This window comes from Novosphingobium piscinae (assembly GCF_014230355.1).
Lineage (GTDB): Bacteria > Pseudomonadota > Alphaproteobacteria > Sphingomonadales > Sphingomonadaceae > Novosphingobium > Novosphingobium piscinae.
In genome coordinates, this window is sequence record NZ_JACLAX010000042.1 from 1 (window position 1) to 3,126 (window position 3,126).

The 3,126-nt window shown below is 70.6% G+C and carries 4 protein-coding genes; all 4 read left to right on the forward strand.

What is annotated here, in order from left to right:
* On the forward strand, positions 1-883 hold an 883-nt coding region (locus H7F53_RS17505; RefSeq protein ID WP_185680801.1), incomplete at its 5' end, for a cell wall hydrolase.
* A 144-nt stretch (positions 884-1,027) separates the two neighbouring features.
* Positions 1,028-1,345 (forward strand): hypothetical protein, encoded by a 318-nt coding sequence (locus H7F53_RS17510; protein WP_185680802.1) that lies wholly within the window; start codon positions 1,028-1,030, stop codon positions 1,343-1,345.
* Between the two features lie 255 nt (positions 1,346-1,600).
* Positions 1,601-2,563, forward strand: coding sequence for a malate dehydrogenase (mdh, locus tag H7F53_RS17515; protein WP_185680803.1), 963 nt, complete (start codon positions 1,601-1,603; stop codon positions 2,561-2,563).
* Between the two features lie 43 nt (positions 2,564-2,606).
* On the forward strand, positions 2,607-3,126 hold a 520-nt coding region (locus H7F53_RS17520), incomplete at its 3' end, for a succinate--CoA ligase subunit alpha (RefSeq protein WP_425498162.1).

Sequence of the window (3,126 nt, forward strand, 5' to 3'; positions counted from 1 at the left end):
CTCGGGCGCCGCGACGCCGCTCGATCCGGGCGCGCACTGGGACGCCGCGGCCGCGGCCGGGCCGGCGGCCCGCGCGCTGCGCGCGGGCGGCAGCGCGATCGACCGGGTGCGTGCGCTGACCTGCCTGACCCAGGCGATCTACTATGAGGCGGCGAGCGAGCCCGATGCCGGGCAGCGCGCCGTGGCGCAGGTCGTGCTCAACCGCGTGGCGCATCCGGCCTATCCCAAGACGGTGTGCGGGGTGGTCTACCAGGGGGCCGAGCGGACCACCGGGTGCCAGTTCACCTTCACCTGCGACGGCGCGCTCGCCCGCCTGCCCAACCGCCTGTTCTGGCTGCGCGCCGAGACCGTCGCCCGCGCCGCGCTGGCCGGCGCGGTCTATGCCCCGGTCGGCCTTGCCACGCATTACCACACGATCGCGGTGCACCCCGCCTGGGCCGACAGCCTGGCCTTCGTCGGCACGATCGGCGCGCACCGCTTCTACCGCTTCGGTGGCCCGGCCGGCGCTCCGGCGACCTTCAACGTCGCGGCCTATCGCGGCGGCGAGCCGGTGGCCGCCCCGCCGCCGCGCGCACCCGGCGCGGCCGCGCCCGATGCCGCGCTTGACCCGCTGGCGATCGAACGCGCCTTCGCCCAGGGCTACAGCGCGGCACAGGCCGGGCTGCCCGGCCCCGGCCCGCTCACCCCGTCCCCCATGATCCCGGGCGCAGCCGCGCCGGGGGCCGCGCGCGCCGCCCCCGGCCATGCCGCGCCGCGCTATGCCCCGGCGCTGCAGGCCCGCGGCGGCGATACGCTCTACACTGCGCAGACCCTGCCCGAGAGCCAGGGAATCCGTCCGGAATATGCCCAGTCGGGCCAGTGGATCGCGCGTCCCGGCACCTGACCGGACCATCCGGACGCAGGGCCTGCCGCGCCAGTCCGCCCGGAGGGCAAATCCAAACAAAGCCGAAACCATCCTGCGACACCAACCCTTAGCGCGGACGTGCGACAAGCTGGACAACCGCAACAGCCAGGGAACCCCGCCCCGATGTCGATCCACTTCGCCGCCTCCCGCCGCCGTCCCGGTTCGGCCCTGGCGCGGCACCTGACGGTTCCCCGGAGCATGCAGGCGGTGAACGACAACCATGGCGAGGGCGACCGCGCGATCATCGACAATCCGCTGCTGCGCGCGACCCTCGAGCACTTCGCGGCGCATGGTCTTGGCGCCGCGGCCGAGGCGCGCAACCAGGCCGAGGACGCCTTCCTGAGCGAGGACGCGGAGAGCTACCGGCACTGGCTGGCGGTCTGCCGCATGCTCGACCGGCGCATGGCCGGCCGGTTGGCGCGGCGCCCGCCCGGCGCCTGAGGCGGCCACCGGCCCGACCACCCTGACCGGACGCAGGAGCCGGCCTGGCCGCCTTCCCCAGGCTTGCCCCTGCCATCTTTTGCTATTGCGAACCGTTAGCACTAATTGGCCGTTTCGCGCCATTTTCCCGGTTGCAATCGCCCGTGCGCGGGCCTAGGGCAGGCCCCGCAACAAGGGCCCTCTGCGAGACTTGCGCGGGACACCAGCAGGCGGCCCCACGCGAGAAGCACGGTCCCGCGTCAGGGAAGGTTATCAATGGCTCGCAAGAAGATCGCCCTCATCGGTGCCGGCATGATCGGTGGCACGCTGGCTCACCTCGCCGCGAAGAAGGAGCTGGGCGACATCGTCCTGTTCGACATCGCCGAGGGCATGCCGCAGGGCAAGGCGCTTGACCTGGCGCAGTGCGGGCCGATCGAAGGCTTCGACGCCAAGATCAAGGGCACCAACGACTACGCCGACATCGCCGGCGCCGACGTGATCATCGTCACCGCGGGCGTGCCGCGCAAGCCCGGCATGAGCCGCGACGACCTGCTCGGCATCAACCTCAAGGTGATGAAGTCGGTCGGCGAAGGGATCAAGGCCCACGCCCCTGACGCTTTCGTGATCTGCATCACCAACCCGCTCGACGCCATGGTCTGGGCGCTGCGCGAGTTCTCGGGCCTGCCGCACAACAAGGTGGTGGGCATGGCCGGCGTGCTCGATTCGGCGCGCTTCGCCACCTTCCTCGCCTGGGAATTCGGGGTTTCGGTCAAGGACGTGAACGCCTTCGTGCTGGGCGGCCATGGCGACACGATGGTGCCGGTCACCAGCTACACCACCGTCTCGGGCATCCCGGTCGACGACCTCGTCAAGATGGGCAAGTCGAGCAAGGAAGCGATCGACGCGATCGTCGCCCGCACCCGCGCCGGCGGCGGCGAGATCGTCGGCCTGCTCAAGACCGGCTCGGCCTACTATGCCCCCGCCACCAGCGCGATCGCCATGGCCGAAGCCTATCTGGGCGACCAGAAGCGCATCCTGCCCTGCGCGGTCTATGTTGACGGCAAGTACGGGCTCGACGGGCTCTATGTCGGCGTGCCGGTGGTGATCGGCGCGAACGGTGCCGAGGAAGTGATCGAGATCGCGCTCGACGACGAGGCCAAGGGCAACTTCCAGGTCTCGGTCGACGCGGTCAAGGAACTGCTGGTCGCCTGCAAGGCGATCGACGGCAGCCTCGCCTGATCCGTCCCGGCCCGCGCCTCCAGCCTCCCCAGGAGACCATTTGATGTCGATTCTCGTCAACAAGCACACGAAGGTGATCACGCAGGGGATGACCGGCAAGACCGGTGCGTTCCACACGCAGGCGGCGCTGGACTACGGCACGCAGATGGTGGCCGGGGTGACCCCGGGCAAGGGCGGCACGACGCACATCGGGCTGCCGCAGTTCAACACGGTGGCCGAGGCGAAGGCCGCGACCGGCGCGACCGCCTCGTGCATCTACGTGCCGCCGCCGGGCGCGGCCGACGCGATCCTGGAAGCGATCGACGCCCAGGTCGAGCTGATCATCTGCATCACCGAGGGCATTCCGGTGCTCGACATGGTCCGCGTCAAGCGCGCGCTGTCGGGCAGCAAGAGCCGCCTGATCGGGCCGAACTGCCCGGGCGTGCTGACCCCGGAAGAGTGCAAGATCGGCATCATGCCGGCCAACATCTTCAAGAAGGGTTCGGTCGGCGTGGTCTCGCGTTCGGGCACGCTGACCTATGAGGCGGTGTTCCAGACCAGCAATATCGGCCTCGGCCAGACCA